The following is a 26,719-nucleotide window of genomic DNA, read 5'->3' as shown; positions in this document are numbered from 1 at the left end:
AGAGGGTGTCCGGAAGGGCTGGGGCGGCAGGATTCGAACCTGCGGATGTCGGCTCCAAAGGCCGATGCCTTACCACTTGGCGACGCCCCAAAAGAAGGGTTCCAGTATACGCATATTCACCGAAATTCCCAACCGCCTGGCCACGGCAGCTCCCCTCTCCATTGAGGTTCAGCACTTTTCGTGTATCTTTATCAAAATGCGGCGGGGCGCCACTCCCCCGCAGTAGAGAGCCACCGCCAAACCATTTCCCCGATGACCAGAATAAAGATCTGCGGCATAACCCGGATGGAGGACGCCCTCTCGGCCGCCCGCTGCGGCGCCGATGCCCTAGGGTTCAACTTCAGCCAGCAAAGCCCCCGCTGTGTCACGACGGATGCGGCCCGGAGCCTCGTTCGCGGCCTGCCCCCTTTTCTGGAAGCGGTCGGAGTGTTCGTTGAACAGCCGCCCGAAGAGGTGGAGGAGATCTGCCGGTACTGCGGCCTCGGGATGGCGCAGCTGCACGGAAGCCGGTACGGGGACATGGAGACGAATGCAGTGAAAGGGGTACGGGTGCTGAAGGTATTCCGGCCGGAAGCGGGATTCACTCCCGATGTGGTTCGGAGTTTTCAGCAGGCCACCGGCGTCAGTGCATTCCTGTTCGACACCTACCGCCCTGGCATGGAAGGAGGAACGGGAGCGCTGATGGAAGAGACCATGGCGGAGATGATCTTCAGCGCTCTACCGGAGGGATGCTTCGGTGTTCTGGCCGGAGGCCTGAACCCGGACAACGTCGGGGAAGCCATCCGTACCCTCCACCCCTACGCAGTCGACACGGCCAGCGGCGTTGAAGCGGCTCCCGGCCGTAAGGACAAGCTGAAAATGCAGGCGTTCGTTCAGGCGGTACGCCAGGCCGACAGAAGCTGAACTGTCAGCCGACGAAGCGAATCTGTTCGAGAATCAGCTCGGAAGCCGTATCGGGCAGTTCGAGCGTTATGAGGTGGCCGCACTCCGGAACCCCTACATACCGTCCTTTTCCTGTCATCTCCTGCAGTTTGCGGGTATTTTCAGCCGTCATGATACCATCACCCTCGCCCGCCACAAAAAGAATAGGGGCGCTCACCGCCATGACCATGTCGGGCACTGAATCAGTGGTTTCCTGCGCGGTGATCTGGCCGGTGGTCTGTTCGATGGCTTCGGAGGCGCAGAGACCGAGGCTCTGGAACCCGATCAGGATGTCATGCTGTGTCACGGTATTGCGGGCAAGCACCAGACGCGCAAACACATAGGCGGGAAACCACCAGGTGAGCTTGCGGAGCATGATGTTGAAGACGAAATTGATGGTGCCGGGAGCAAAGCTTGCAATGAATTCACTGTTCGGCAGGTAGCCGAAGTTGAAAAAGGTCATGGAGCGCACCCTGTCAGAGTGGTTGCGCGCGTAGTCAAGCGCAACAAGCGCGCCGAAGGAAAACGCCGCCACATGGAACCGCTCGATTCCGAGCGCATGCTGGAGTCCGTCCAGATCGTGGGCGAACGAGTTGATATGGTAGTGGTTCGAGGGGTCGTTTGCCGACCAGCCGTGGCCGCGCATGTCGTAGGCGATGGTGCGCACTCCCGCCTTGTTGAGCGAGTGCACCACGTGGTGCCACCACATCCACCAGCAGTCCCATCCGTGGATGAGCACGATGGTCTCTTTGGCGTCCTCGGGCCCTGAGACGTGGTAGTGGTGGACGATGCCGTTCACCTCGATGAAGCGGCTGCCCGCCGCCAGCTCCAGCTCATAGGCCGCCCGCCGGGCTGCATCCCGGTCATCGGAAGCCACATCGCGACGAAGCCGGTCGCAGTATGCAATGAATTTTTCTGTCTGAGGTGCAGATGGGGGAAGGGGTGCCATATGAAGTCGCGTCTGGTGAACGAATCAACTGCTGCAACATTGCAATATAGGGGAACCGTGCCGAATCCCGCAATACTTCGGCATCGCTTTATTTCAGCATCCCCGGAGAGTGGCGGAAAATCTTTTCGCACTCGCGGCGGATGATCTCCTGCTGCTGCAGAATCAGCTCCGGATCGACCGTAAAATGGTTGAGCAGCTGTGAGAAGATCTGGATGGATGTCTCGAATTTCTCCGTCACCACCACATCCGCCCCTGCCGAATAGAGCTCATCGATCCGGTGAAGGGTACGCGAGCGCACGATGATGAATGCTTTCGGGTTGATCTGGCGGATCATGCCGATACTGCGCCGGACGGCCGTCATGTCGGAAATGCCGAGCACCACGGCGCGGGCGTGGTCGATGCCGGCACGGAGCAGCGACTTCTGCTCGGTGCAGTCGCCGTAATAGATCGGTTCACCTTTGCGGCGCATGGTCCTGACGAGCTCCCGATCGATTTCAAGCACGGAATAGGAGATGTTCGTGGCGTGCAGCACCGCAGCCACGTTCTGGCCGTTGACACCAAAGCCGACGATGGCTGCGTGGATTTCACCGGCACAGATGATCGTGCTGTCGGCCGGGCGGATGGTAGAGAGCGGGGCATCGCGCGACACAAGGGGAATGAAGCCGAGGGCGGGAGCGACCTGGTCGGCAATGCGGGGGGCCAGGGCGATCATGGCGGGAGTGACGATCATCGTCACCACGATGATGGCCAGCATCGCCTGAAACACCTCATGGTTGATGACCCCGTTGGAAAGACCGCTATCGGCAAGTACGAACGAGAACTCTCCAATCTGCGCAAGCGCCATGCCGGCCATCAGGCTCACCCGTATCGAATTGCCGAGAAAGACCGACACAATGGTCACAAGAAGCCCCTTGACGAGCAGCACCCCGAGAGCCATTGCGGCAAACAGCGGAAGATTGAGCATCTGCACGTCCAGAAGCAGACCGACCGAGATGAAAAAGATGCTGGTGAAGGCTTCACGGAAGGGATCGATTGTCACGCTGATCTGGTGGCTTTCATCGGTACTGGCGATGACCATGCCGGCAACGAACGAACCGAGCGCGAGCGAAAGCCCGGCCAGAGAGGTCAGATAGGCCGCACCGAAACAGATGACGAGTGCACCGATGACGAGCACCTCACGGGCGTGCAGGGAGGCGATGATGCGCACCATTTTGGGCATGAAGATCCGGAAGCCCAGAAAGATCCCCGAAGCAAACAGCACAATGAAGCCGATCTTGCGCAGCACGGTTTCAAGCGAAGGCACCGCGTCGGGGTTGAGGAAACTGATGCCGATAATGAGCGGTACGATGGCCAGATCCTGAAAAATCAGTATGCCGAGCGCGATTCGGCCGTGCGGGAGTCCCAGCTCGTCGCGGTCGGTAAGTATCTTCAGGCAGATGGCCGTACTGCTGACAGAAAAGGCGAAGCCGAGGAATATGGCGGCCGACGTGCTGATTTCGTGGCCGATGGCAAGCATCAGCCAGTATGCCAGAAAGCTGATGGCCAGGCCGGTGAACACAATCTGCACCACCCCGCCGACAAGCACGATCCGCCGGAGCCGTTTGAGGTCGTCGAGGGAAAACTCAAGGCCGATGGTGAAGAGCAGGAGCACCACACCGAGCTCGGCAAGGGTGGAGATGAGTTTTTCGTCATACACGACACCGATGCCCGAAGGGCCAAGGAGAATACCGGTAAAGATGAGACCGATGACGGGCGGAATCTTCAGCCGCTGGAACACCAGAATGATGGCGACGGCCATCGCGCCGATCAGGACCAGTTCGCCGAGAAAATCGAATTCGTGCATAAGAGGAAGTGCTTTATCGAGAGGGAGGGGGCTCCGCTCAATGGTAGCGTTCGCCCGTACTAATAGGTACTGTTTCCGCAGTGAAATACCAACAACTTTCAGCCCTTTGGCAGCATACGGGCACACAGAACCACCAGGGGGAACTGAAGCAGAAAGAAATTGCACTGCAGGGTGCCGTGATATTGATAAAACACTCAAAAACGTTATATAGAAATCCTCCCGTCGGCCTTTGTGGGCCGGCGGAGCTGTTCATTTCCATTTTTCCGGCGCACAACCATGTTCAAACCCAAGTTCTTTACCGTTCTTCCCGGGCTGACGAAAGAGCAGATTGCCAAAGATGTCATCTCGGGCATTCTTGTCGGCATCGTCGCTCTGCCGCTCGCCATCGCATTTGCCATCGCCTCGGGGGTCTCCCCTGAAAAAGGCCTTATCACCGCCGTCATCGGCGGGTTCATCGTCTCGTTCCTCGGCGGCAGCCGGGTGCAGATAGGCGGACCAACCGGGGCGTTCATCGTCATTCTGTACGGCATCGTCCAGCAGTACGGCGTCAACGGCCTCATGCTCGCCACCCTCATGGCCGGTGCCATCCTCATCCTGATGGGTGTGGCGCAGTTCGGCTCCCTCATCAAGTTCATCCCCTACCCGGTCATCGTCGGCTTCACCACCGGTATCGCCGTCATCATCTTCTCTACCCAGGTCAAGGACCTCCTCGGCCTCGACATGCCAACCGTCCCGGCGGAGTTCATCGAGAAATGGCATGCCTACGCCACCCATCTCACCTCATTTGATCCGGCCACAACCCTCACCGGCGCCCTCGCCCTCCTCATCATCGTCTTCTGGCCGAAAGTCTCCAGGAAAATCCCGGGCTCCATCATCGCGCTCCTCGTCACCACCGTCCTCGTCCAGGTGCTGCAGCTCGACGTCGCCACCATTGAAAGCCGGTTCGGAGAGATCCCATCCAGCCTCCCCGCACCCTCCCTTCCTTTTTTCGACTTTGAGACAATCCGCAACCTCATCATGCCGGCAACGACCATCGCCCTGCTCGGAGCCATTGAAGCGCTGCTCTCGGCAGTCGTGGCCGACGGCATGATCGGCAGCCGGCACAAGTCGAACATGGAGCTGATTGCACAGGGCGTGGCCAACATCGTCACCCCGCTCTTCGGCGGCATCCCCGTCACAGGCGCCATAGCCAGAACCGCCACCAACATCAAGAACGGAGGGAGGACCCCGATTGCCGGCATCGTCCATGCCATTACGCTGCTGGCCATCATGCTGCTCTTCGGCCAATGGGCAAAACTCATTCCCATGCCGACGCTTGCAGCAATCCTCATCGTCGTTGCATGGAACATGAGCGAATACCATGTCTTCCGCCAGCTCCTGAAAAGCCCCAAAAGCGACGTCATCGTCCTTCTGACCACCTTCAGCCTCACCGTGCTCTTCGACCTCACCGTCGCCATTGAAATCGGCATGCTGCTTGCCGTCATCCTCTTCATGCGCCGCATAGCAGAACTCACCAACGTCGGCGTCATCACCCGGGAACTCAAGGACCGGGACGAAGAGGACGATCCCAACACCATCGTCACCCGCCGTGTCCCCGAAGGGGTCGAGGTGTTTGAAATCAACGGCCCGTTCTTCTTTGGTGCCGTATCGAAGTTCCGCGACGCCATGCACATCATCGAAAAAGCTCCCAAAGTACGCATCGTCAGGATGCGCCAGGTCTATTCGATTGACGCAACAGGCCTCAACATGGTGAAGGACATGCTGGCCGACTGCCGAAAGAGCGGCACAACCCTCGTCCTTTCGGGCGTCCATGCCCAGCCGATGTTTGCGCTGCAGCAGTATGAGCTCCATGACCAGATCGGCGAAGAGAACATCTTCGGCAACATCGACGATGCACTCGACCGCTCACGCGAAATTCTCGGGCTTCCCAAAGAGGGCCGGAAACGCGACTTCGTACCCTCAGTGCAGAGCGAGAAACAGGAAGACTGATGACCCCCGACAAAAGAAACCCACCCATAAAAAAGACCGACCCGAAAAGCGGTCTTTTTTTATTTATTCCGGAACGAATAGATTTTACATTAAATTATTAATGCTTTAAGCGCTTTGCATATAAATTAATTCAGCGAAAGACCGAATAGAGATAAAAACAAACAATATCAGGAGCATATCACCATGAACATACCATTCCGCCCGCTTGGCCCCGTCATGCAGCTCCTTCTGGAGCTCGGACATGAAGTGACCTACGCCTACGATGACCTTGTCTTCATCAACAACAACGAGTTCCTGCTCCAGTTCGGCAGCACGGGGCCGTCGCTCAACCTGTTCTTCAACCATGAGTGCCCGAAACAGACCATCGAGCACATCGAGCAGAGCATCATACCCGCCGCCGACCGCAAAGGGATTTCAATTACCCGCAAAGGCGCCTACAAGCTGACAGGACAGGATGACGAAACCATGCAGGTTGAATTTTTCGACCACTGAGGGCTGCGACCATCAAACGAAGCAGCGCTCCGGCTCTCTATAAACCGGCCGGCAGGGGAACCATTTGCCCCGGCCGGCCGGTTTTTTATTTTACAGTGTCTATGCATTTCAAGACAACCCTGCACCGATGTCAACCTGGTACGACAGCCTCATCAAGCCGCCCCTGACTCCTCCGAAACAGGTGTTCGGACCGGTATGGGCGGTGCTCTACATCCTGATATTCACCTCCCTCATGCTCTACTTCCTGACTCCCGCAAAACCGCAGTTCACCTTGACCACCATCGTTCTCATCGTCCATTTCACGGCAGGGTTCAGCTGGACCAGCCTGTTCTTCGGGCGGAAACAGATACTGCCGGCTTTGGCGGACATCGTGCTTATGGACATCACCCTCATCGCCATCATCCTGCTCTTCCTCCCGGTGAACCCTCTTTCCGCATGGCTCCTTCTCCCCTATCTCCTCTGGTCGCTTCTGGCCACCTACCTGAACCTCGGCTTCTGGCGGCTCAACAGAAAATCTCCGCCCGGACGCGCTTGAAGAACCGTGGGGGTTTGCTAGATTCCTTGAAAAGAGCCTTAAAAACCACCCGACACCCCGTCATGAAACATGCAGAAGCCCGACCCGGAAGAACCTTCGTCATCCGCCTTGAAGATGGCGAAATTCTCCATGAACAACTTGAAGCCTTTGCTGAAAGAGAGGGCATCACGCGAGCCTCGCTCATTGCCGTGGGAGCGGCCGACAAGGGCAGCCGCCTCGTCGTCGGGCCGGAGGAAAGCAGGGAAAACCCGCCGAAGCCGATGACGCTCGAGCTCTACGACGCCCACGAAATCACCGGTACCGGCACCCTGTTCCCCGACAGCAGCGGCAAACCCATCCTGCACATGCACATGGCCTGCGGACGGGAGGAAAACTCCGTTACAGGGTGCGCACGGGCAGGAGTGAAGGTATGGCATGTGATGGAGGTGGTGCTGACGGAACTCCTCGACACCGAAGCCCGGCGCATGGTTGACCCTGTGACGGGCTTCGAGCTGCTGGAACCCTGAGCACCTCCGCGGAGCACTCAGGGAAAGAAGAGAGAAACAGAGAGCGATACCCCTGGCCTCGTCAGGCGAAAGGGTTCAGGTGCACCTGCAGCGAAAGGGATTCGGCGATGGCAGGATGGACCACCCTTCCCTGCCAGGTGTTGAGCCCCGCCACCAGACCCGGCATCATCACCATGGCGCTCTCGAGACCGAGATCCGCCATTCTCCGGATATAGGGAAGGGTCACGCCCGTAAGGGCTTCGGTCGAAGTCTGCGGGTAGGCGGCCGGCATGTTGGTCACGCAGTAGTGGAGCACCCCCTCTTCGATGAACACAGGGTCTTCATGGGTTGTCGGCCGGGACGACTCGAAGCATCCCCCCTGATCGATGGCGATGTCGACCAGCACCGACCCACGCTTCATGCTCCGGAGCATTGAACGCAGGACCAGTTTCGGCGCTGCGGCACCCGGCACCAGCACCGCGCCTATGACCAGATCGGCGGAAGCCAGCTGTTCTTCGATATGCTGGCGGGTTGAATAGAGGGTATGGACCTGGGCAGGAAGAGCGGATTCGAGGAACCGCATCCGCTCCTGTTCGAGTTCAAGCAGGGTTACCGAAGAGCCGAGACCGGCAGCAACTTTTGCAGCATGCATGCCGGCCGAACCGCCGCCAAGCACCACGACACTGGCTGGAAGCACACCCGGCACGCCGCCAAGCAGCCTGCCCTCTCCGCCAAACCGGCTGCTGAGGAAATAGCCGCCCATCAGGACACTCATTTTCCCCGCAATTTCACTCATGGGAGAAAGAAGCGGCAGGCGGCCGTTCTCCTGCACCGTCTCGTAGGCAATGGCGGTCACCTCCGCCTCAAGCAGCCTCCGGGCCAGCTCCGGGTTGCCGGCAAGGTGCAGATAGGTGAAGAGCACCAGCCCCTTGCGGAAATACTGGTACTCCTCCTCCACCGGTTCCTTTACCTTCACCAGGAGATCGCACCGCCACACCTTGTCAGCAGAAGCACTCACCATGGCTCCGGCCCTGCGGTACTTGTCATCCGTAAAGCCGCTCTTTGCACCTGCACCGGACTGCACCACCACCCGGTGGCCGCCCGCCACAAGGTGGCGCACGCCTGAGGGCGTGCAGGCAACCCTCGTTTCAGCCGTTTTGATTTCCAATGGAATGCCGATCTTCATGCCGCCGCTCCGTTTATCGGGTGCAACAACCCCGGTTTCCGTCGTTATCCTTCAATATACGGATTCAGCCGCCACAACACCCGAATCCGGATTTTCACTACATTGGAAAAACAGTCAACCGGAGCATGCACTCCATAACCCTGCGCCAATGCCTGCGCCAATGCCGCCACCGATCCCGCAGTTCATGCTTGAGCTCCCCTGGTGGCTGGCTCTCGGAGCCGCCATCCTCGGCGTCTCCCTTCCCTCCATCCTTAGAAGCTTCCGCCCCCGGACCCTCATACCCTCGATACTGCTGACGCTCGCATCCATCGGTGCTTCGGCCATATTGGCGGGACCCGCTGCGACGGCCGCTGTCATTGTAATTTCGGCAGTATGGGGTGTCATAGCGGCCCTTCTCGCCATCTTTTTCGCAGGGCTCGGGGACCTGACGAAAAAACGCTACTGACGACTCTCCGATCTTACCCCTCAGACGTCACTTCACCCCGACCCAGGCCGGCACGTATTTCCATGCGTGGCGCATCGCCAGGTCGTGTTCCCGGAAATCGGGGTCGTGGCGGGCAACGAGCTCCCAGAATGCTTTTGAATGGTTCATGTGCACCGTGTGGCAGAGCTCATGCACGATGATGTAACGGACCAGTTCCGGGGGGAGAAAGATGAGCTTGGTGTTGAGGGTGATGCGCCCTCTGGATGAACAGCTCCCCCAGCGGGAGTGCTGGATCCTGACGCCGGAAGTGACAAAGCTGAACCCCAGGCTTGAAGCAGTAGATGCAAGCAGGGGCAGGAGACTCTCCCCCGCTTTCTTTTTGATCCACATCTGCAGCACGGCAATGGCGGTATCAGGATCCGAAGCATCAGCTGGAAGGACAAGGCCGAAGGGCAGGGTGCAGAGATCCTCAAGCAGGCGGCGCCGATTCCCCTCATACGACACCAGCCACTCCTCCCCGATGGCGTTCAGCCGGACCATGCAGGGCAGACCGTTCTCCAGCTCCGGCTGCGCTTCTGGCCGGTGCCTGTCGAGCTTCAGCGATGTGCGCTCGATCCACTCCCGGTGGCGCTCGACAAGGGCGGGAACCTCCCGCCGGTCGAACCCCAAGGGAATAACCACCACCAGCCCCTCATGCGGCATCATCCTGAGCCGGGCGCTGCGGGCACGACGGCTGACCTTCAGCGTATAGGCAATGGGGTCTGTAGAGGGTTTATGCATCGGTGAAGTCAATGGGGGATAAGGGCAGTACTCCGGAGGAAATGCGCAGGCGAGCCAAACTCATGGGCGCCCCCGTAATGCGGGTTACAACAGGCTCCGTCAAACGAACACCCGACCCGGCACATGACCTATACAAAATAACACAAGCCGGCACCATCAACAACATGGGGATCAACGCGCTTTTGCATGAGTGCGGGCAGAAGAAAAACATCAGCATCATTCTCGCAGAATTGTCCCCCGAAAACACCCTCATGACCTCGTATCCGGATAAGGCGAAGCGAGAGGGTTTCGATCATTTTTGCGACGCATATGCGACGTTAAGTTGGCTCTATGATTGTGGCTCATTATCAGCATCAGGTCGACTTGTTGCTCCGGGTGTTACCGCTCGTTGCATCCGAAGCCGTGTTTGCGTTGAAGGGTGGGACCACCATCGGGATGAAACCTTTCTTTCTTGCAGAGAGTTGATATAGATGTTAACTTTGGCCATGCGCTCAATCATTTTTTATACAACGCCATCGGGTCAGTGCCCGGTAAAGGATTACCTCACCAGCCTCCCGGACAAGGATAGACAGAAGGTTGCCTGGGTGCTGACACTTATCAGGGATTTTCAGATTGTTCCGAAGGAGTACTTCAAGAAACTGCAGCGCACAGAAGGCATCTGGGAGGTGCGCTCCTCGCATGGAGGCAATGCGGTCAGGCGGTCAGGCTGTTAGGATTCATGCACGAAGGCAACCTCGTCGTCCTGACCAACGGTTTTTCCAAGAAATCACAAAAGACACCGGCGCAGGAGATCGCGCTGGCCGAACAGAGAAAAAAAGATTATGAGAAGCGACAGGAAAAGGGATGAACTGCAGGCGTTCATCGATGAACAAAAAGCCACCCGCCCCGGCTTCGCTGAAGGCTATGACGAGGGGTACCGGAATTTCCGCATCGGCGTCATGCTCAAACAGGCCCGACTCAATACCGGCATGTCACAGGTCGAGGTGGCAGAGAGGCTGAAAACCCACAAGTCGGCAATATCCCGCATAGAGAACCATGCCGAAGACGTCAAGCTCTCCACCCTCGTCAACTACGCCGAAGCGCTTGGCAAGAAACTTGACCTCCTCATTCATTGAATGGCCGCCAGCCTTGAAACAGGGCTGGCATCCATACCTCTCCTCTCTCATTACAGCAAAGCCCTATTCAGTATTTGAATAATCAGTCATTATGTGCTGTAAGTGATTGTAATGCATGATATATCATTCCATCATGCATGAGGCTGGATTGGGCATTGATCGTGTCGCCGAAGGCCCGGGACGCCCTGTCGAAAAGGGGAACACAGTCTTGGTTGGCAGCTCTTGCCAGCGGTTTGATCCGAATGACTCTCTATGGCCCGATTGAATCGGGTGCGGCCCATGATCAGGCCCATGATGAGGCCCATGACCTGAGCGCTTCCGGGGGCAGAAAAGGGGGTCCGCAAGGCCTTGGCGCATCTGTTCCAGGGTCACATATCCGATGCGTGAATGGCAGTGTTCCTCGTCAGGAGAGAGGTTCCGGAACGATGTCAAAACAGCCGAAACCCTTTGAATACAAGGGGAAAAAGAAAACCCGTCTACCCAGAGGATCACTCTGGAGAGACGGGTTGTCATTTTCAAAATGGTGGAGATGCCGGGATGTGAAGTCTCCCTTTTCACAGGCGTCTCCGGCAGTAAAAAAAAAGCTGGTACCCAAAACGGTACCCAAAAAAACCGGACAAACCGGAACTCAACTTGGAGTCGAACCAATATAATATGGGACTTTTTTCTCAAGAAATAGAGATAGCTCAAAAAATTCCCGCCGAAGCATGGCAGGAGAGATAGACCCGGCTCCGCCTACAACCGGGCACAGCACCTTGAAGAACGCACAAGGATGATGCAGACATGGGCCGATTACCTTGACGGGCTCAAAGCCTGACCGCTGAAATATTCTATTCGAAAAAGTCGATATTTTACAATTAGTTACGAACTCAGCCGGCACAATCGAGAGTACCTATACCGATAACCAGTTGAATTTATTTGACTTATAACCGGACACTAGTGATGCTTTATATATGCCACTGACTTCGTCTGTGTAGCCGAGAATAAAAGTTTTGCCTGCGGTCAAAACGGGCGTGACGAACTCATCACTGTAATTTGTTGATGTCACCAAGTATTCAGTCGGCAGCTCATATTGTGTCACGTCACCGAGAGGTAACCACGCCACCTCAACCCCATCCAGCAGCTTTTCCATAAAGTCATTTTTCTGTGTCTTCCGTGTATTCCGTGGTTCCTTTTCCATAAGATTACTCATGGCCATCCTCCTGACCATGATCAGGCAGATGCAGCATAGGCGCATCTTTGGCATTCAGGGAAGAAACCACTTTTTTTCCGGTTTTGGCCTCAAGCTCCAATCGTGCGTTTCGGGCGACTTCCCCGCCTTGCCGGGCAACCTGCTTATGCTCTTGAAATGAGTCCGGATCGGTCACTTCGGAAATTTCTTTGGTGGAGAGTTCAGCCAGCATATTGAGAACCAGTTCTTTATTGGTCATGTTGTCCCGCAGGTTTTCCTTCTTGAGTCCCTTGAATTTTTTGTACTCCCTGGCTGTCTTGTCCGCCCATGTTTTATAGATAATGTCAGTGAGTGCAGCGAACTGTACCCCTTCCTCCAGACCGTGCTTTTTCCATTCGTCCGTGAGTTCCTTGCGGATTTCAATGGATTTCAAACGCTGGTTGATCCAGTTGTCCGAATAGCCCAGGCGTTTGTAGTCTTTCATTGCCTGTTCAATCGAGAGTTCCGGGTCCTGAATCTGGTCGATACGTTGGCTGGCGACCTGTGCCATCCACAGCTTGAACGGCTCCGCTTTGGGTGACGGAATGGATTGGATCAGGCGGAAGAGCTGCCCGGTATCGGCACAATCGGTTTTTCGCATTTTGCCGTCAGCCGCCTGCATTTTGAAACCGTGACAATCTGTCACGGTTTGATTTCCCTCTTTTTTCAGACGTTCTTTGAGTTTACGCCAATATGCAGTCGGGTTCACGCTGTCGGTTAATACGGCCACCACATCAACAATGGAAAAATACCATTCTTCCGTATCATCATCCCACAAGGTACGAACCTTGCGGTCTTCAAAAACTTGAATCGCCTCTTTTTTGCTCATGTTTTACTGCCCTCCGACCTGTTTTCTAATCCCGTTGAATTCGACGGGATTCATGTAACTGGATTCCGTTAGATTAAAGACGCGACGAATCATTTTCGTCACCTCCTTCAATCTCTGAAACAATGGTATCAATGTCCGAGCGTAGCTGGTTAATCCTGGCGACGGTGGTTTTCAGCTCGGCATTGAGCTTTGCAATATCAATCACTTCACGGGGATCCTTGCCATCGACATAGTTGGAAACCGAGATATTGTAGTCGTTTTCGGCAATGAATCTGTTGTCTCTGAACGAGGCAAAATGCTCGGCATCAGTGCGGGCAATGTAGGCCGCAAGGATTTTTTTCCGGTTGTCGTCACTGAGCTTGTTCTTGTTCCCATTGCGGACAAACTCAGCGGTGGCATCAATAAACAGGACCTTATTGCCGGTCTTGCTCTTTTTGAGCATGCGGTACCTGGTGAGTTGCAGCCCTGAGGCTATTTCGGCTCGGTGGGCGTTGAGGAGCTGGAATTCGGTTTTGATGGCTTCGCCGCTGTGGGGCTGGGTGCAGACGCTACGGATAGAGGTGAGGTGCGGCAAGTCCAATTTCCAAGTATAGCCTTCCACCGTCAAAAAGAGCCTACGGACATGACGCAGGCGTTCCCGCTTTAACCTGTAGTGTTGAGAGTGCGCAATTTTCTTTAGCATTGGCACCAAAAATTTCGGGTTCTGGAATCCGGTATCCATAAAGGTCCCCAGAAAAGCGGGACAAGAGCAAACCATGAGGGACTCATGGGGAGAGGACAGAAACGCCAAGACACCATCAGAATAGGGGGCCTTGGAGTTGACAGAAATAAGAAGGAATGTGTGACGGGTGGAGCTTAGGGGATGTGAATTCTCCCTGTTCACAGGCCTCTCCAGCAACCAAAAAAAATCTGGTACCCAAAACGGTACCCCAAAAAACCGGACAAACCGGAACTCAGCTCCGATTCGAACTCATCGAAATATGCAACTTTTTTCTCAAGAAATAGAGCAGGCTCAAAAAATTCCCGCCGAAGCATGGCTGGATAGATAGACTCGGCTCCGCCTACAACTGGGCAACGCCTAGAGGAACACCATCCTCATTTATTTCGCATCGGACAGGTATTGTCCTTCGTCTCCCCCTACACGCGTTTATCGGCGCACTCAAAAAGTACCCGACACTTCGCATCAGCATGGACGGCCGGGGTAGGGCCCTTGATAACATTTTCGTCGAGCGCCTCTGGCGCAGTGTCAAGCATGAGGATCTCTATGTGAAGGGGTATGGCTCCCCGGCAGAATTACAGCAGGGATTAAAGGAGTATTTTGTAGATTACAACAGTGTGCGTTCACATCAGTCTCTGGACTACAGCACTCCTGATGAAGTGTATCGTTCAGGCCAAGGCGGCGGGGCCCACATCGTTGACTATAGTGGTCCCCGATTTTTAGACAGCTGTTTAAGTTGGTAACTTGCTCAAAAAAGAAACAATTAAATGACCAAAAGGAAATGCTACAGCTCCAACCACCGCGACCCTGAAGGGCCGATGGTTGAGTACCAGCAGGTCGTCCACCAGCTCGAAGCGGCACAGGCAGCCTTGAAGGCCGAGTTGATGGCCTGCCTGGGGGGGAAGGCTTGAGCAGGAAGAAAAAGACCGGCAAGGAAGTATCTATCGTTCGCTCTTCGGCGGCGGAATACCTGACCTTTGTCGCGGCCAGCGGCAGCGGTGGTGTCGAAGCGGTGTATGCCGACGAAAGCATCTGGCTGACCCAGAAAATGATGGGTGTGCTTTACGATGTTGAGACCCACACTATCAACTACCACCTGAAAAAGGTGTTTTCAGACAGTGAGTTGCAGGAGGATTCAGTTATTCGAAATTTTCGAATAACTGCCGCAGACGGCAAAAACTACAACACCCTGCACTACAAGCTTCCCGCCATCATCGCCGTGGGCTACAAGGTCAACTCCGAGCGCGCCGTGCAGTTCCGCAAGTGGGCTACGACCATCATCGACGAGTACACCATTAAGGCCTACGTGATGGACGACGAGCGCATCAAGGCCGGAGGCTCCATCCTGACGGAACAATATTTTGAAGAGCAGTTGCAGCGCGTCCGCGAGATTCGTCTCTCCGAGCGCAAGTTCTATCAGAAGATCACTGACATCTACGCCACCGCCATCGACTACGACGTCACCGCCCAGGCCACCAAGCGCTTCTTCGCCACCGTGCAGAACAAACTCCATTGGGCCATCCACGGCCAGACGGCGGCGGAGGTCATCGTCAACCGCGCCGACGCCGAGAAGCAGCACATGGGGCTGACCACCTGGACGGATGCCCCGAAAGGGAAAATCCAGAAGTTCGATGTCAGCGTGGCCAAGAACTACCTGACCGAAGATGAGATGACGCAACTGTCCCGGCTGGTCAACGCCTATCTGGATGTGGCCGAGGACATGGCCCTGCGCAGGATACCCATGACCATGCAGGACTGGGAAATCCGTCTGGACAAGTTTATTGAAGCCACCGATCGTAAAATTTTGCAGGATGCAGGCAAGGTCACGGCCGAGATCGCCAGGGCCCATTCTGAAAGCGAGTTCGAGAAATACCGCATCGTCCAGGACCGGCTGTTTGAGAGCGACTTCGACCGGATGCTGAAACAGATCGAGGCCATTCAGAAACCGGAGGGCGGCGATGAATAGGTAGGCTGCCCAACTGCTGGAACAGCACTTCGACACCGCCTTTGTCGTGCCTGACCTGCCTGCCGGGACCAGCAAGGGTGTGATCAATACCGTCTAATGAATCTTCAGGGGAAATGAATTGACACTCGGACATTCAACACTCCGCGGCCACGTTAGCCAATCAAGGACACTGGGAAGTGGCCCCCAATTTTTAGACAGCAGTTTAAGTTGGTAGCTTGCTTGTGCGTATTTGATCTTCCCAGGTTTTGGGCTGCTTTGTGAAGGGGGATGCCATATATAATACAGCATAAAAAAATAACCCGCCAGTTTGAGGGCACGCTTGCGCGCATAGCCTTAACGGGTTTTGTTACCTAAAATGTAAAAAATGGCCCCAAGTAATTCAAGCGAAATACGCGAGGACAAGTTAAGAGAGAGTGGTAAATGACGAGTGCAAAGGTGAACGGGAAACGTGTTCATCCCAGGAACCAGCGCGGGAATCATGTCGATACCGCTTAATTCATCACCATAAAATGATTTAACTATTATTCAGCAAGCCCTATCTTAGGCATTGGTACCCAAAAAGATTGGAACACCAACAGAAAAGGTGGCACACGGAGGGAAGAGCAGGAACGAGAAAACCCCCAAGACGCTTATAGAATAAGGCGTCTTGGGGGTTTGTCGGTAAAACCAGGGACATGTGACGGGTGGAGATGCCGGGAGTCGAACCCGGGTCCAGAACATTGCTCGATAAAGCCACCACACTCATCTCCGGTGCTCGGAGTTTCGCGGGCCGGAACTGCACCGGCAAAGGCCGTTCCGCTAGCCCGAATTGATACCCGCCTGCCCCTTCGGGCGAAAACAGACGGGGCTTACTTGCGCGAGCTGAAGCTCAAGCGCGGTTATGCCATCCTGCGGTTTCAGAGTAAGCGCCTCGGCCGCAGGACGATGGCTGATTAATTAACTTTTGCTAATCAGGCAGCCATTGCATACGAATAATCGTCTGCATGTATTGTTTGCATAGACTTCTTTAACGAGTCCATCCATGCTGAAACTCGGAGTGCAACTCTATCTTACACCTGCCCTGTCGAAAGCCTGTCATCCCCAGTAAAATCAAAGAACATGTTGCCTTTCGGCAATGGTATATATACTTTTCATTCAACACTAACAACAGCAATAACCAGGCAAGCGTTCCCCATGCTGAAAAAGCTCGACGGAAAGAAAGTCCTCCTGTGGGGAGTCATTTCATGGCTGGCAGCCATCGTGCTGCTCGTCATCTTCGGGGGATAGCCCCCCACAAAGAGAAGGCACGCCGGACTCAGTTCAGTCCCGGCAATTCAGGCGAGTTGGCAATCAACTGGTACTCCCCTCCTTTCGAGCGCACCGTACGGCTCCACATCCTCTCGTACTCACCGCTGAATACCATTGCAGGTGTTGCATCGGCCGTGTACCACGACCCCTCTTCGAACTCCGCCTCGAGCTGCCCGGCACTCCACCCGGCATAGCCGAGAAAGAAACGGATTTCTGATGGCTTCAAAACCCCGGTATTGAGCAGATAACCGAGTTCCTCACGGTCACCGCCCCAGTACAGGCCCGGAAGAATCTGCTCCGAACCGTCAATGAGGTCGCCGCGCATGTGCAGGAAGTGCACCGTGTTGGACTGCACCGGTCCGCCCATGTGCAGCGGCTCGTCGACTTCGTCGAAGCCGGCAACGGCCTCCCGCACCTGAAACTCCATCGGCCGGTTGAGGATAAAACCCAGTGAGCCCTCGGGGTTGTGCTCGCACATCATGAGCACGGTCCGCTTGAAATTGGATTCCAGCAGATTTGCCGAAGCGATCAGCAGTTTGCCGGCAGCAAGCCGCTTATATTCATTGAACACACCCATCCCTCACATACCTCAGTGTTTCGTTCCCAGCCACTCGAGCACTTCCCGCGGATGATCCGCAGCCTTTACCTTCGGCCAGACTTTCTCGATTATTCCCTGTTCATCGACAAGATACGAGACCCTTGAGGTACCCATGTACTCCCTGCCCATGAACTTCTTCTGTCCCCAGACACCGTAAGCCTCAACCGTCTTTTTCTCCTCATCGGCCAGAAGCCGGAAGGGCAGGCTGTACTTGTCGGCAAACTTCCGGTGGCGGGCCTGGGGATCGACACTGACCCCGATGACATCCACGCCTCCAGTGTTAAAGTTAGGCAAATTATCACGAAAAGCGCAAGCTTCGGCCGTACAGCCGGGCGTATCGTCCTTGGGATAAAAATAAATGAGTACCTTCCTGCCTCGGTACTCTTCAAGGTTCACTTCTCTGCCGTCCTGGTCCCTGCCATAAAGAGGGGGAGCCGGAGTACCTGGTTCTAGCAATGTCATATGTACTGTCTGTTGCTGTTTAAGAATGCATGATTTATACTGGAAGAATCGGGATGCGGGGTAAATAGTTTCCCCGTCGAACCACTGACACTCTTGAAATGAAGCCCTACGCATACTGCCCGCTCTGCGGCAAAGAACTCAACCCGTCATTCCTTGAAGGGCGCCATCGGATGGTCTGCAGGGAATGCGGATGGATACACTACAGCAACCCGCTTCCGGTGGCGATAGCCTGCACCCTGAACCCGAAAGGAGAGCTCCTGCTCATACGCAGGGCACATGAACCGGCCCTCAACGAATGGGCGCTGCCGGGCGGGTTCCTGGAATCGGGAGAGCACCCCGAAGAGGGGTGCCTGCGGGAACTGAAAGAGGAAACCTCGCTTGATGGCAAAATCGACCGCCTCATCGGCGTCTACCACCGGGAAAGCACCATGTACGGCTCGCTGCTCGCCGTCGCCTACGCCGTCACAGCCTCGCATGAAGACATCCGGATCAATCACGAGGTATTCGAAGCCGGATTCTACCCCGTTGAGCGGATGCCGGAAGTCCGCATCCCGCTGCACCTGCAGATCATCCGGGAACACCGGGACGCCATGGAGTCAAAGAGCGCCTGAAGCCGCCCCCTCCCCACGACTTTCCGGACTGAGGGCCCCGGCAAGACGGCTCCCCGCACGCTCGATATCGTACCCGCCGGGATTCTGGAAGACCCGCAGCTCAAACCATGGAAGCACTGCCAGCACATGGTCGAAGATGTCGGCCTGCACCCCTTCATACGCCGCCCACTCCTTTTCCCGGCAGAATACGTAAATCTCGATCGGAATGCCCCCTGCGGTCGGCTGCAGCTGGCGTATGATGAGGGTCATGGAGGTGTTGATATTGGGATGGCTCCTGAGGTAGGCTGCAAGATAGGCACGGAAAGTACCCAGGTTGGTGAGCCGGCGGGCGTTCACCGGGGAGGTGTTGCCGTCCTGGAACCTGCTGTTCCACTCGCTGAGCTCCCGTTCCTTTTCCTCAAGATAGCCTTTCAGCAGGCGCACCTCCCTGAGCTGCATGAGCAGCGCTTCGTCGCAGAAACGGACGCTATGCATATCAATCTGCACCGAGCGCTTGATGCGCCGCCCTCCGCCCTCGCTCATCCCGCGCCAGTTCTTGAAGCCCTGGGAAATCAGTGAATAGGCCGGAATGGTACTGATGGTCTTGTCCCAGTTCTGCACCGACACCGTCACAAGCGAAATATCGATAACATCACCGTCTGCCCCATACTGGGGCATTTCGATCCAGTCGCCGACCCGTACAAGGTTGTTGGCCGAAAGCTGCACGCCGGCTACGAGGCCGAGAATCGAATCCTTGAACACCAGCAGCAGCACGGCCGTGAATGCACCAAGGCCGCTGAGGAACACCACCGGAGACTTGCCCATCAGCTTCGACACCACCACAACGAGAGCCACTGCGAGGGCCAGCGCCTTCAGCACCTGCATGAAGCTCTTCACAGGAAGACGTGCGGCTGAAGGACGGGTTGAGAGAAAATCCTGCATGGCATCAAGCAGGGAAAATACCAGCATGACAAGAGCAACCGTCAGGTAGAGGACGGCAGCGTCCTTCACGAACGGCACAAACGCCGGGTAGTACTGGAGGAGTGGATCGGAAAGGATGTGCAGGAAAATCGGCGGCAGAAGCCGTGCCAGCCCCGAAAACACGTTGCGCCGGACCAGGATATCGTCGAACGTCGTCACCGTCCTCAGGGCAAAGGCGCTTATCATTTCAAGAAGCACCCGCTTGAAGCCGAGTTCGAGAACGATGATGAGAAGAAGGGCGACGGCCACGGCCGAAAGGGTGGCGAACAGGGCGGAGAGGCCGGCGTCAAGACCGTAGGAAGAGAAAAAATCAAAGAGCAGCTGCATCATGAATCAGGTTCTCGTGTTTGAAAAGTCACTGGCCATCGGCAGTGTGACGCTGAAGGTCGAACCGCGATTGAGGCGGGAACGCACCTTGATGTCGCCCTTGTGGGAAAGGACGATATGCTTCACGATGGAGAGGCCGAGGCCGGTGCCGCCCAGCTGGCGGGACCGGGCCTTGTCGACACGGTAGAAGCGCTCGAAAATCCGGTCGAGGTCCTGGTGCCCGATCCCGCTGCCGTTGTCCTCCACGTCGAACTGGACCGAGTCACCGGTGCGGAACGCGCTGAAGCGAACCCTGCCGGTACCGGCTTCAACGTACTTGACTGCATTGTCAAGCAGGTTGCGGACGACAATGCCGAGATAGGCTTCATCTGCCAGGACCGGAGGAAGACCCTGCGGAATGCTCAGTTCAAACGTCACCTCTTTTTTGGCGAATGCCGGCCGGAGCATCTCCATGGAATTCTCGACCACCTTCGAGAGATCAACCGGGCCATACGTATACTCGATGCGCCCGGACTCGATTTTCGAGAGATCAAGCACATCGTTGACGAGCGCGGTAAGCTGCTCGCTCTCCTGCAGGATGATGCGCAGGAACGCCTGGGCGTGTTCGGGATCATTCATGGCGCCGTCAAGGAGGGTTTCGGCGTACCCCCTGATGCTGGTAAGGGGGGTTCGCAGCTCGTGCGACACGCTTGAAACGAAATCGCGCCGGATCCGCTCAAGGTTCCTGAGGCGGGTAATGTCATTGAGTACGAACACCGAACCGTCGAACTCCCCGTCCCGAACCACCGGCATGGAACTGATCTGCATGGTCCGTATCCCCTTGACCGTCGTTACCGCCATTTCCTCCTTCAGAACTGCGGTACGGCTCCGGTGAACCCTATCGATGAGGGCGCGGAGCCCGCTGTCGCCAAGCATGGTGAGCGGCCGCGACTGGAACATTGCGCCACTCAGACGAAACATGCGGGCGGCTGAAGGGTTCAGAAGAATGATGTCGCAGGCGGAGTCGGTAACGACAATCGCCTCACGGATGCCGGAAAAAACCGCCCGGTACCACTCTTCACTGCGGCTCATTTTCCGGATCTCTTCCGACATGAAATTGCAGGCCCGGGCCAGCATGCCGATTTCATCGCGACGGTGCGAGGGAATCGTACCGGAGAAATCCCCATGAACACGCTTCTCTGCCGTTTCGGCAATGCGCCGCAACGGGCGGGCGATGAAAAATGCGGTAAGAAGCACCACCCCGAGAGAGAACAGCAGGGCGAAAAAGAGCCCGCGCTCTATCCCCTTACGGACACCGGCTTCGAACAGACGGATATCGTAGAGCGGCTTGGCAAAACGCAGAACGGCAAACGGACGGGGAGAACCAACGGCAACAGCCATATAGAGCATCTGCTCCTTGATGGTCCGGCTGTAGCGGGCATTCTGTCCGAAACTGCCGGACAGCGCCCCCCTGACCTCAGGCCTCATGCCATGGTTCTCGATGCGGGAGAGCTTGTCCCTGTCGATGTATGAGTCGCCGATGACCCGTCCATCGATTGCAATGAGCGTCACCCGTAAGTCGAGAATGGAACCGATTCGGTCCGCCCAACCGTCGGGGTCGGCCTCTACGCCTGCACGGGCTGCCCCGCTCTTGAGCATTTCACGGTTCAGCGCAAGCTCGCGCTTGAGCTCCATGCCGATGCTCGTCTGCAACACCTCGCGCAACTGGCGGCCGAGCGTCAGGTAACTGACGATGACCGTCAGAAAAACAATGACACCAAACACAGCACCAAGCCTGAAGGAAACCCTAGCCTGCATCAGCCTCGTCCCCCGTCTTCCTCGAACTTGTAGCCAAGACCCCTGACCGTCTTGATTTTCGCCCCCACGGCTCCGAGCTTTTCACGGAGCCTCGTGATATGGGTATCTATCGTACGGGTGTTGATGGTGCGGTCGACGTCCCAGACGTCGCTGAGCAGCATTTCGCGCGACTGTGCCTGCCCTTTGCGCTTCAGGAGCGCGACGAGGAGCTTGAACTCCATCAGGGTGAGCACCAGTTCCCGGCCATCGAGGGTGACGGCATGGCGGGAGATGTCGACGTCGAGAGCGCCCGAGCGGAGAGCATCGCGGAACACGCCGCCCTGCCGGCGGTCTCTTTTCAGGACGGCCCTGATGCGCAGCGTCAGCTCTCTCGGGCTGAACGGCTTGACCACGTAGTCGTCTATTCCCAGCTCGAAGCCGAGGATCTTGTCGATCTCCTCACCCTTGGCCGTCAGCATGATGATGGGAATATCCTTATAGATCTGGTGCTGGCGGATCTTGCGGCAGACATCGAACCCGTCGATACCCGGCAGCATGATGTCGAGCAGGATGAGATCGAAACTCCGCATCGAGAGCTGCTCGAATGCATCTTCGCCGTTTTCTGAAAACTGGCATTTATAGCCTGCCTTTTCAAGGTTGTAGCCGACCAGCTTGGCCAGATTGCGGTCGTCCTCGACAACGAGAATCAATGGATCAGACATGGGAATGGGGGGGATGGTTACGGTTTTTTTGCAATGTACGCATAAATACCTGCTAATCCAGAGCGTTACGGCAGCAGGGAACCCGGGGGATCATCACCCGGCCTTCCAGCACGCAGCCTCGTGGCCGGGAGAATAGGCAACGAGTTCAGGCTGCTCTTTGAGGCAGTGGCTATCGGCCATGGGGCAGCGCGGCGCGAACCGGCAGCCGGGCGGGATATGGATTGCGGAGGGCACGCTGCCCTCGATCACATGCAATCGTTCCTCATTCGAGCCAATCCGCGGAATGGATTTCAGGAGCCCTCTGGTATAGGGATGGAGGGGGTTGTCGAAAATCTCCTTTACCGGCCCTTTTTCCACAACTCTGGAAGCATACATCACCAGCACCTCTTCACAGAGTTCAGCAACGACACCGAAATCGTGGGTGATGAGCATCACGCTCATCGCGGTGTCAGCCTGAAGGCGGGCGATGAGGTCGAGGATCTGCGCTTGAACGGTGACATCGAGCGCTGTTGTGGGCTCGTCGGCAATCAGGAGCGACGGGCTGCAGGAAAGCGCCATGGCGATCATCACCCGCTGGCGCATCCCGCCGGACAGCTCATGCGGCCAGGCCGAAAAACGGCGTGCAGGATCTGCAATGCCGACCAGGCGCAACAGCTCGACGCTACGATCTTTTGCTTCAGCCTGGCTGATATCCTGATGAATGAGGATCTGCTCCATGATCTGCCGCCCGCAGGTAAAGACGGGATTGAGGGAGCTCATGGGCTCCTGGAAAATCATGGCAATCTCGTTGCCGCGGACCGCCCGCATTTCCTCCTCATGCAACTGCAGAAGGTCGCGGCCCTTCCAGAGGATCTCGCCTCCGGCGAAATACCCTGGGGGGGTTGGAATAAGACGCATGATGGAAAGCGCGGTCACCGACTTGCCGCTTCCCGACTCGCCTACCACACCGAGTGTCCGGTTCGGGGCAATGGAAAACCCTACCCCGTCCACAGCCTTTGCCGTACCGGCATCGGTCGAGTAGTAGGTCCTGAGGTTTTTCAGTTCCAGAATTTTTTCCATATATAGGAGTCTTTCCTGCCCAGCCGGTTACGCACCACCTTTGCCCTGCCCGGTGCGGATCATGGATGAAAATATGGTTTGTACGCATCATATGAAAACAATTACGGGCCAAGCCCCCCCAAGCACCCTCCTTGTCAGGAAAAAAACCGGATTCCTTACCGAGGCCGTGCGCCGTTCCGAGCCCTTCATCCGACTGCTTGATGCCCTCGGAGCACCCTTTGGCAGCGCTGAAAAGGTCCCCATTTCCGGCATACGCGGCTCACTCGGACCGCTGCTTGCCGCAGCGCTGCACGACGTATGGAAAGGTCCTGTTCTCGTGATTGCAGGAGCGCAGGCCTTCGACGTCTACGACCACGACCTTCCTGCCCTCACCTCCGAAAAAAAGGCCTGCAGCACGGCCGACGGGATTCCTGCAGCCATCGGAGCGCTCCGGGGAAAGGGCCTGCCTATCATCCTCTCCTCGTTCAGCGATCTTCATACGTCGCTCTGCCGGCCTGAGGATGCCTCCGGCCGGATACTCCGCATCGAAAAGGACCGGGACGCCGGCTATATGAAGCTGAAAACGTTTCTTGAAAACAACCGATTCGTGCACCGCGAGTTCGTCGAGGACGAGGGCGAGTATTCCGTCCGCGGCTCCATTGTCGATGTATTCCCCTACGGAACGGGTGAACCGGTCCGGATTGAATTTTTCGGTGACACCGTCACCTCGCTCCGAAGCTTTGACATCAACAGCCAGCTTTCCGGCAAAACGCTCGATGCGGCCGAACTCTCGGCAGACCTTGCCGGGGAAGGTACGGAAGCGGCGGCGACGATGCTCGACTACCTACCGCCCTCCACGCTCGTCATAATCGACAGCACTCCTGAACTCCGGGCTGAGGACGACGACCGGGAGCTCGAGGCGGCACTCGGACAGTTCCTGCAGATCGAGATCGGGCCCGCCAGAGATCGGTCCATCGACTTCCAGTCAGTCGAACAGACCCGTATCAACGCCAACTTCCGCATGTTCGCCACCATGCTCAGCCGACGGGAGGATCCGCAGCGCCAGAGGGTGTTTGCCGCCTCCAGCGAACGGGAAGTCGGTGAGCTCGCCGACTTCCTCACCGAGGAAGCTGCCGAAGCCGGAGAAGGCGCACTCGAGGAAATCTTCTGGGTGCCGGTAAACCTGCACAGCGGGTTCCGCTATGCAGGGATCGACCTCTATACCGAGGCTGATATCTTCGGCAAACTGCACTCGCGCAGGGTGCGCAGAAAACGCAAGATCAAGGGAATCTCCCTCAAAGACCTCCAGAAGCTCAAGGTCGGAGATCATGTCGTGCATGAAGACTACGGGGTCGGAATCTTCCGTTCGCTGGAAACCATCACCGCGGGGAACTCCGAGCAGGAGTGCGTGCTGGTGGAATATGAGGGGGGAGATCAGCTCTTCGTCAATGTCCAGAACATCAACCTTCTCTCCAAATACGCGGCATCCGAAGGATCCAAACCGGTCCTCTCCAAGCTCGGCAGCCCGAAATGGGCGGCAAGAAAAGAAAAGGTCCGCTCGAAGATCCGTGACATCGCCATCAACCTCATCAAGCTCTATGCCCAGAGGAAAATGCAGGCCGGATTCGCATTCGGTCCCGACTCCATCTTCATGCGCAAATTCGAGTCTTCGTTCATCTTCGAGGAGACCCCCGACCAGCTGAAGGCCATCGAAGAAGTGAAAAAGGACATGCAGGAACCGCATCCGATGGACCGCCTCATCTGCGGCGATGCCGGATTCGGCAAAACCGAGATCGCCATGCGGGCGGCGTTCAAGGCCGTCGAATCCAAAAAGCAGGTGGCCATACTCACGCCGACCACCATCCTTGCGCACCAGCACATGGAGACCTTCAGCCGGCGATTCCTGAACTTCCCCATCACCATTGCAATCCTGAGCCGCTTCGTCCCCCGTGCGGAGCAGCAGGAGACCATCCGCCGCATCAAGGAAGGCAAGGTAGACATCGTCATCGGTACCCACCGCCTCGTTTCAAAAGACGTCCTGTTCCGGGACCTTGGCCTGCTCGTCATCGACGAGGAGCAGCATTTCGGCGTGGAAGTCAAGGAAAAGCTGCGCGAACAGTTCCCGGGCGTCGACACCCTCACCATGTCGGCAACCCCGATTCCGAGAACCCTTCAGTTCTCAATGCTCGGAGCCCGCGACCTCTCCATCGTCTCCACCCCGCCAAAAAACCGGCAGCCGGTGGAAACCGTCGTGACAGACTTCGACAGCGAGCTCATCGCATCTGCAATTGAGCGGGAGATTGCAAGAGAGGGCCAGGTCTTTTTCCTCCACAACCGGGTTGCCAGCCTCGGTGAAATGCAGCAGATGCTCCATGACCTGGTACCACGCGCCCGGATTGTCTTCGCGCACGGGCAGATGCCGGCACGCGAACTCGAAAAGATCATGATGGATGTCATGCAGGGCGAGGTCGATGTCCTCATCTCGACCACCATCATCGGCTCGGGCATCGATATATCAAACGCCAACACCATCATCATCAACCGGGCCGACATGTTCGGCCTATCGGACCTCTACCAGCTCCGTGGACGTGTCGGGCGCAGCGACCGGAAGGCCCACTGCTACCTGATCACCCCGCCACTGCATACCCTCAAGCGCGAAGCCATACAGCGCCTGGCCGTCATTGAAAGCTTTACCGAGCTCGGTTCAGGCTTCAGCATCGCGCTCCGTGACCTCGACATCCGCGGCGCCGGCAACCTCCTCGGTGCCGAACAGTCCGGATACATCCATGACCTCGGCTTCGACCTCTACCAGAAAATGCTCGAGCAGACTGTTGCCGAACTGAAATCAGGCGATTTCAGCCACCTCTTCACCGGTGAAGCCCGGCCTGACCTGCCGGAGAAGTCGACCGACATGTCCTTCTTTTTCGACGCCCTCATTCCCGAACACTACGTCACGGCAACCCACGAGCGGTTCATGTTCTACGAGAAAATCTCCCGTGCCGCCGCAGCCCGGGACGTCGAGGCCGTCGGGACGGAACTGCGGGACCGGTTCGGCCCTCTTCCCGAAGAGGTCGAAACCCTTCTGCTTCTGGCAAAGCTGAAGATCACGGCCTCGCCGCTCGGTCTTGAGAAAATCGAATTGCAGAAAAAAACCGCAACCCTCATCCTCCCCGACGCCAGAGAGGAAGGCCCCGTACAGGGCAAGGAGTTCCTGCAGCACCTTTTCACCGCCGTCCAGGAGCCGATTCTCCAGCCCTACGCCCCGGCATTCAGTTTCGAGAAGAAAATGAAACTTGTCCTCCATCACCCGCCGGGATCCGACACCTCACCGACTGAGCTTCTGAGGCGCTATACCGCGCTGCTTGGAGAGCTCGACACCGCCTCCAGGGAAGAGAGGGCAACGGAAAACTGATTCACTTCGCTGTTTTTTTCACGGCAACTTTTTGGCGTGCACCCAGGGTTACTGTGTCTATTGGATCCAACTGTATGAACAAGA

Annotated in this window: 26 protein-coding genes, 1 tRNA gene, 1 other RNA gene and 2 pseudogenes; 15 read left to right on the top strand and 15 right to left on the bottom strand. The window is 56.7% G+C overall.

Annotated elements, in window-relative coordinates; translation table 11 throughout:
- Nucleotides 1-18 precede the first annotated feature (18 nt).
- Nucleotides 19-90, bottom strand: a tRNA-Gln gene (locus A3K90_RS08010).
- A 162-nt stretch (nt 91-252) separates the two neighbouring features.
- Between A3K90_RS08010 and A3K90_RS08005 the strand changes: the two genes are divergently transcribed.
- On the top strand, nt 253-903 hold the full coding sequence (locus A3K90_RS08005) for a phosphoribosylanthranilate isomerase (RefSeq protein WP_303682088.1): 651 nt from the start codon (nt 253-255) through the stop codon (nt 901-903).
- A gap of 4 nt (nt 904-907) precedes the next feature.
- On the opposite strand, the gene A3K90_RS08000 is transcribed toward A3K90_RS08005, so the two are convergent.
- Both A3K90_RS08000 and A3K90_RS07995 read right to left on the bottom strand, forming a co-directional pair.
- Complete coding sequence (locus tag A3K90_RS08000; protein ID WP_303682087.1) at nt 908-1,870, bottom strand: alpha/beta fold hydrolase; 963 nt, start codon at nt 1,868-1,870, stop codon at nt 908-910.
- An 88-nt stretch (nt 1,871-1,958) separates the two neighbouring features.
- Nucleotides 1,959-3,713, bottom strand: a complete 1,755-nt coding sequence (locus tag A3K90_RS07995) for a cation:proton antiporter (protein ID WP_303682086.1) — start codon at nt 3,711-3,713, stop codon at nt 1,959-1,961.
- A gap of 276 nt (nt 3,714-3,989) precedes the next feature.
- Here A3K90_RS07995 and A3K90_RS07990 point away from each other — a divergent pair, with 276 nt between their 5' ends.
- From A3K90_RS07990 to A3K90_RS07975, 4 genes are all read left to right on the top strand, one after another.
- On the top strand, nt 3,990-5,702 hold the full coding sequence (locus tag A3K90_RS07990; RefSeq protein WP_303682085.1) for a SulP family inorganic anion transporter: 1,713 nt from the start codon (nt 3,990-3,992) through the stop codon (nt 5,700-5,702).
- Between the two features lie 183 nt (nt 5,703-5,885).
- Nucleotides 5,886-6,194, top strand: a complete 309-nt coding sequence (locus A3K90_RS07985) for a hypothetical protein (RefSeq protein WP_011357419.1) — start codon at nt 5,886-5,888, stop codon at nt 6,192-6,194.
- A 127-nt stretch (nt 6,195-6,321) separates the two neighbouring features.
- A complete protein-coding gene (locus A3K90_RS07980; protein ID WP_303682083.1) occupies nt 6,322-6,729 on the top strand; it encodes a TspO/MBR family protein in 408 nt (135 codons plus the stop codon).
- A 62-nt stretch (nt 6,730-6,791) separates the two neighbouring features.
- On the top strand, nt 6,792-7,235 hold the full coding sequence (locus A3K90_RS07975) for a PPC domain-containing DNA-binding protein (RefSeq protein ID WP_303682081.1): 444 nt from the start codon (nt 6,792-6,794) through the stop codon (nt 7,233-7,235).
- Nucleotides 7,236-7,296: 61 nt separating this feature from the next.
- Here the strand turns inward: A3K90_RS07975 and ald are convergent, their stop codons facing one another.
- Entirely contained in the window at nt 7,297-8,400 is a 1,104-nt protein-coding gene (gene ald, locus A3K90_RS07970) for an alanine dehydrogenase (RefSeq protein WP_303682079.1), read from the bottom strand.
- A gap of 160 nt (nt 8,401-8,560) precedes the next feature.
- On the opposite strand from ald, the gene A3K90_RS07965 reads away from it, so the two are divergent.
- A complete protein-coding gene (locus A3K90_RS07965; protein WP_303682077.1) occupies nt 8,561-8,845 on the top strand; it encodes a hypothetical protein in 285 nt (94 codons plus the stop codon).
- 27 nt (nt 8,846-8,872) lie between these two features.
- On the opposite strand, the gene A3K90_RS07960 is transcribed toward A3K90_RS07965, so the two are convergent.
- Nucleotides 8,873-9,604: a M48 family metallopeptidase gene (locus tag A3K90_RS07960; protein WP_303682075.1), complete on the bottom strand. Its 732-nt coding sequence runs from the start codon at nt 9,602-9,604 to the stop codon at nt 8,873-8,875.
- A 470-nt stretch (nt 9,605-10,074) separates the two neighbouring features.
- Between A3K90_RS07960 and A3K90_RS07955 the strand changes: the two genes are divergently transcribed.
- From A3K90_RS07955 to A3K90_RS10340, 4 genes and pseudogenes are all read left to right on the top strand, one after another.
- Nucleotides 10,075-10,317, top strand: a complete 243-nt coding sequence (locus A3K90_RS07955) for a type II toxin-antitoxin system RelE/ParE family toxin (protein ID WP_369690416.1) — start codon at nt 10,075-10,077, stop codon at nt 10,315-10,317.
- A gap of 5 nt (nt 10,318-10,322) precedes the next feature.
- A complete protein-coding gene (locus tag A3K90_RS07950; protein WP_303682073.1) occupies nt 10,323-10,451 on the top strand; it encodes a type II toxin-antitoxin system RelE/ParE family toxin in 129 nt (42 codons plus the stop codon).
- Entirely contained in the window at nt 10,426-10,719 is a 294-nt protein-coding gene (locus A3K90_RS07945; RefSeq protein WP_011357402.1) for a helix-turn-helix domain-containing protein, read from the top strand. The genes A3K90_RS07950 and A3K90_RS07945 overlap by 26 nt, the downstream gene beginning before the upstream one ends.
- Nucleotides 10,720-11,434: 715 nt before the next feature.
- A pseudogene (locus A3K90_RS10340) lies at nt 11,435-11,536 on the top strand (integrase); the annotation flags it as partial.
- A 75-nt stretch (nt 11,537-11,611) separates the two neighbouring features.
- On the opposite strand, the gene A3K90_RS07940 reads toward A3K90_RS10340, so the two are convergent.
- The 3 genes from A3K90_RS07940 to A3K90_RS07930 form a co-directional block, all read right to left on the bottom strand.
- Nucleotides 11,612-11,851, bottom strand: coding sequence for a hypothetical protein (locus tag A3K90_RS07940; protein ID WP_303682072.1), 240 nt, complete (start codon nt 11,849-11,851; stop codon nt 11,612-11,614).
- Between the two features lie 52 nt (nt 11,852-11,903).
- The gene (locus tag A3K90_RS07935; protein WP_303682071.1) at nt 11,904-12,758 is read right to left on the bottom strand and encodes a Bro-N domain-containing protein; all 855 of its coding nucleotides are present in this window, start codon (nt 12,756-12,758) and stop codon (nt 11,904-11,906) included.
- Nucleotides 12,759-12,831: 73 nt separating this feature from the next.
- On the bottom strand, nt 12,832-13,479 hold the full coding sequence (locus A3K90_RS07930; RefSeq protein WP_303682069.1) for an N-6 DNA methylase: 648 nt from the start codon (nt 13,477-13,479) through the stop codon (nt 12,832-12,834).
- A gap of 422 nt (nt 13,480-13,901) precedes the next feature.
- Here A3K90_RS07930 and A3K90_RS07925 point away from each other — a divergent pair.
- From A3K90_RS07925 to A3K90_RS07915, 3 genes and pseudogenes are all read left to right on the top strand, one after another.
- Nucleotides 13,902-14,219 (top strand): annotated as a pseudogene (locus tag A3K90_RS07925) (integrase core domain-containing protein); the annotation flags it as partial.
- Between the two features lie 24 nt (nt 14,220-14,243).
- Nucleotides 14,244-14,387 carry a hypothetical protein gene (locus A3K90_RS07920; protein WP_157858125.1) on the top strand — a complete coding sequence of 48 codons (144 nt, stop codon included), beginning with the start codon at nt 14,244-14,246 and terminating at the stop codon, nt 14,385-14,387.
- Nucleotides 14,384-15,442, top strand: a complete 1,059-nt coding sequence (locus A3K90_RS07915) for a virulence RhuM family protein (protein ID WP_303682067.1) — start codon at nt 14,384-14,386, stop codon at nt 15,440-15,442. Before A3K90_RS07920 ends, A3K90_RS07915 begins: the two co-directional genes overlap by 4 nt.
- A 681-nt stretch (nt 15,443-16,123) precedes the next feature.
- On the opposite strand, the gene ssrA is transcribed toward A3K90_RS07915, so the two are convergent.
- From ssrA to bcp, 3 genes are all read right to left on the bottom strand, one after another.
- Nucleotides 16,124-16,524: a transfer-messenger RNA gene (gene ssrA, locus A3K90_RS07910) on the bottom strand.
- Nucleotides 16,525-16,736: 212 nt separating this feature from the next.
- Nucleotides 16,737-17,300: a YqgE/AlgH family protein gene (locus tag A3K90_RS07905; protein ID WP_303682119.1), complete on the bottom strand. Its 564-nt coding sequence runs from the start codon at nt 17,298-17,300 to the stop codon at nt 16,737-16,739.
- Between the two features lie 18 nt (nt 17,301-17,318).
- Nucleotides 17,319-17,789, bottom strand: a complete 471-nt coding sequence (gene bcp / locus A3K90_RS07900; RefSeq protein WP_303682065.1) for a thioredoxin-dependent thiol peroxidase — start codon at nt 17,787-17,789, stop codon at nt 17,319-17,321.
- Nucleotides 17,790-17,887: 98 nt separating this feature from the next.
- On the opposite strand from bcp, the gene A3K90_RS07895 reads away from it, so the two are divergent.
- Nucleotides 17,888-18,400: an NUDIX hydrolase gene (locus tag A3K90_RS07895; RefSeq protein ID WP_303682063.1), complete on the top strand. Its 513-nt coding sequence runs from the start codon at nt 17,888-17,890 to the stop codon at nt 18,398-18,400.
- Here the strand turns inward: A3K90_RS07895 and A3K90_RS07890 are convergent.
- From A3K90_RS07890 to A3K90_RS07875, 4 genes are all read right to left on the bottom strand, one after another.
- Complete coding sequence (locus A3K90_RS07890) at nt 18,386-19,690, bottom strand: mechanosensitive ion channel family protein (RefSeq protein WP_303682061.1); 1,305 nt, start codon at nt 19,688-19,690, stop codon at nt 18,386-18,388. The genes A3K90_RS07895 and A3K90_RS07890 overlap by 15 nt on opposite strands.
- 3 nt (nt 19,691-19,693) lie before the next feature.
- The gene (locus tag A3K90_RS07885) at nt 19,694-21,484 is read right to left on the bottom strand and encodes an ATP-binding protein (RefSeq protein ID WP_303682059.1); all 1,791 of its coding nucleotides are present in this window, start codon (nt 21,482-21,484) and stop codon (nt 19,694-19,696) included.
- Nucleotides 21,484-22,185 (bottom strand): response regulator transcription factor, encoded by a 702-nt coding sequence (locus A3K90_RS07880; RefSeq protein ID WP_303682058.1) that lies wholly within the window; start codon nt 22,183-22,185, stop codon nt 21,484-21,486. The genes A3K90_RS07885 and A3K90_RS07880 overlap by 1 nt, the downstream gene beginning before the upstream one ends.
- 93 nt (nt 22,186-22,278) lie before the next feature.
- Entirely contained in the window at nt 22,279-23,244 is a 966-nt protein-coding gene (locus tag A3K90_RS07875; protein ID WP_303682057.1) for an ABC transporter ATP-binding protein, read from the bottom strand.
- A 91-nt stretch (nt 23,245-23,335) separates the two neighbouring features.
- Here A3K90_RS07875 and mfd point away from each other — a divergent pair, with 91 nt between their 5' ends.
- Nucleotides 23,336-26,635, top strand: coding sequence for a transcription-repair coupling factor (mfd, locus tag A3K90_RS07870; RefSeq protein ID WP_303682056.1), 3,300 nt, complete (start codon nt 23,336-23,338; stop codon nt 26,633-26,635).
- The last annotated feature ends 84 nt before the right edge of the window (nt 26,636-26,719 follow it).

Origin of the sequence: Pelodictyon luteolum (genome assembly GCF_001622165.1) — a bacterium.
In the GTDB taxonomy this organism is placed as follows: domain Bacteria; phylum Bacteroidota; class Chlorobiia; order Chlorobiales; family Chlorobiaceae; genus Chlorobium; species Chlorobium luteolum_B.
The sequence above is the reverse complement of the archived record's forward strand: the minus strand, read 5'-3'. Positions and strand labels throughout refer to the sequence as shown.

What these genes read in the sequence shown, in the direction of transcription:
- A3K90_RS07960 (WP_303682075.1), bottom strand. Translation starts at nt 9,604, where the DNA reads ATGCATAAACCCTCTACAGACCCCATTGCCTATACGCTGAAGGTCAGC.
- A3K90_RS07930 (WP_303682069.1), bottom strand. Translation starts at nt 13,479, where the DNA reads ATGGATACCGGATTCCAGAACCCGAAATTTTTGGTGCCAATGCTAAAG.
- A3K90_RS07965 (WP_303682077.1), top strand. Translation starts at nt 8,561, where the DNA reads ATGCCGCCACCGATCCCGCAGTTCATGCTTGAGCTCCCCTGGTGGCTG.
- A3K90_RS07980 (WP_303682083.1), top strand. Translation starts at nt 6,322, where the DNA reads ATGTCAACCTGGTACGACAGCCTCATCAAGCCGCCCCTGACTCCTCCG.
- A3K90_RS08005 (WP_303682088.1), top strand. Translation starts at nt 253, where the DNA reads ATGACCAGAATAAAGATCTGCGGCATAACCCGGATGGAGGACGCCCTC.
- A3K90_RS07945 (WP_011357402.1), top strand. Translation starts at nt 10,426, where the DNA reads ATGAGAAGCGACAGGAAAAGGGATGAACTGCAGGCGTTCATCGATGAA.
- A3K90_RS07935 (WP_303682071.1), bottom strand. Translation starts at nt 12,758, where the DNA reads ATGAGCAAAAAAGAGGCGATTCAAGTTTTTGAAGACCGCAAGGTTCGT.
- A3K90_RS07920 (WP_157858125.1), top strand. Translation starts at nt 14,244, where the DNA reads ATGACCAAAAGGAAATGCTACAGCTCCAACCACCGCGACCCTGAAGGG.
- A3K90_RS07955 (WP_369690416.1), top strand. Translation starts at nt 10,075, where the DNA reads ATGTTAACTTTGGCCATGCGCTCAATCATTTTTTATACAACGCCATCG.
- A3K90_RS07885 (WP_303682059.1), bottom strand. Translation starts at nt 21,484, where the DNA reads ATGCAGGCTAGGGTTTCCTTCAGGCTTGGTGCTGTGTTTGGTGTCATT.
- A3K90_RS07940 (WP_303682072.1), bottom strand. Translation starts at nt 11,851, where the DNA reads ATGGAAAAGCTGCTGGATGGGGTTGAGGTGGCGTGGTTACCTCTCGGT.
- A3K90_RS07975 (WP_303682081.1), top strand. Translation starts at nt 6,792, where the DNA reads ATGAAACATGCAGAAGCCCGACCCGGAAGAACCTTCGTCATCCGCCTT.
- ald (WP_303682079.1), bottom strand. Translation starts at nt 8,400, where the DNA reads ATGAAGATCGGCATTCCATTGGAAATCAAAACGGCTGAAACGAGGGTT.
- A3K90_RS07990 (WP_303682085.1), top strand. Translation starts at nt 3,990, where the DNA reads ATGTTCAAACCCAAGTTCTTTACCGTTCTTCCCGGGCTGACGAAAGAG.
- mfd (WP_303682056.1), top strand. Translation starts at nt 23,336, where the DNA reads ATGAAAACAATTACGGGCCAAGCCCCCCCAAGCACCCTCCTTGTCAGG.
- bcp (WP_303682065.1), bottom strand. Translation starts at nt 17,789, where the DNA reads ATGACATTGCTAGAACCAGGTACTCCGGCTCCCCCTCTTTATGGCAGG.
- A3K90_RS08000 (WP_303682087.1), bottom strand. Translation starts at nt 1,870, where the DNA reads ATGGCACCCCTTCCCCCATCTGCACCTCAGACAGAAAAATTCATTGCA.
- A3K90_RS07985 (WP_011357419.1), top strand. Translation starts at nt 5,886, where the DNA reads ATGAACATACCATTCCGCCCGCTTGGCCCCGTCATGCAGCTCCTTCTG.
- A3K90_RS07995 (WP_303682086.1), bottom strand. Translation starts at nt 3,713, where the DNA reads ATGCACGAATTCGATTTTCTCGGCGAACTGGTCCTGATCGGCGCGATG.
- A3K90_RS07880 (WP_303682058.1), bottom strand. Translation starts at nt 22,185, where the DNA reads ATGTCTGATCCATTGATTCTCGTTGTCGAGGACGACCGCAATCTGGCC.
- A3K90_RS07950 (WP_303682073.1), top strand. Translation starts at nt 10,323, where the DNA reads ATGCACGAAGGCAACCTCGTCGTCCTGACCAACGGTTTTTCCAAGAAA.
- A3K90_RS07875 (WP_303682057.1), bottom strand. Translation starts at nt 23,244, where the DNA reads ATGGAAAAAATTCTGGAACTGAAAAACCTCAGGACCTACTACTCGACC.
- A3K90_RS07890 (WP_303682061.1), bottom strand. Translation starts at nt 19,690, where the DNA reads ATGATGCAGCTGCTCTTTGATTTTTTCTCTTCCTACGGTCTTGACGCC.
- A3K90_RS07895 (WP_303682063.1), top strand. Translation starts at nt 17,888, where the DNA reads ATGAAGCCCTACGCATACTGCCCGCTCTGCGGCAAAGAACTCAACCCG.